At 46.9% G+C, this 228-nt stretch carries 1 tRNA gene; it reads left to right on the top strand.

Annotation, left to right across the window (positions count from 1 at the left end):
* The first annotated feature begins 105 nt into the window (after positions 1–105).
* Positions 106–181 (top strand) — tRNA-Gly (locus C3B51_RS22525).
* Positions 182–228 lie beyond the last annotated feature (47 nt).

The following is a 228-nucleotide window of genomic DNA, read 5'->3' as shown; positions in this document are numbered from 1 at the left end:
CCGGCCCCGGGCACCATTGTTTAGAGTTGATTGGCTCAACTGTATGAGTTGAATTATGCAAAATTGCAGACTTCATACATGCAATAAGCTAAAAGCTTATGGAATGCGAGTATAGCTCAGCTGGTAGAGCGCAACCTTGCCAAGGTTGAGGTCACGAGTTCGAACCTCGTTACTCGCTCCAATTTAAACAATTGGTGCTTTAGCAAACCCGATGCCCGGGTGGTGGAA

The sequence above is a fragment of the Pseudoalteromonas rubra genome (genome assembly GCF_004212645.1).
In the GTDB taxonomy this organism is placed as follows: domain Bacteria; phylum Pseudomonadota; class Gammaproteobacteria; order Enterobacterales; family Alteromonadaceae; genus Pseudoalteromonas; species Pseudoalteromonas rubra_G.
This window is presented reverse-complemented; position numbering and strand designations above follow the sequence as displayed.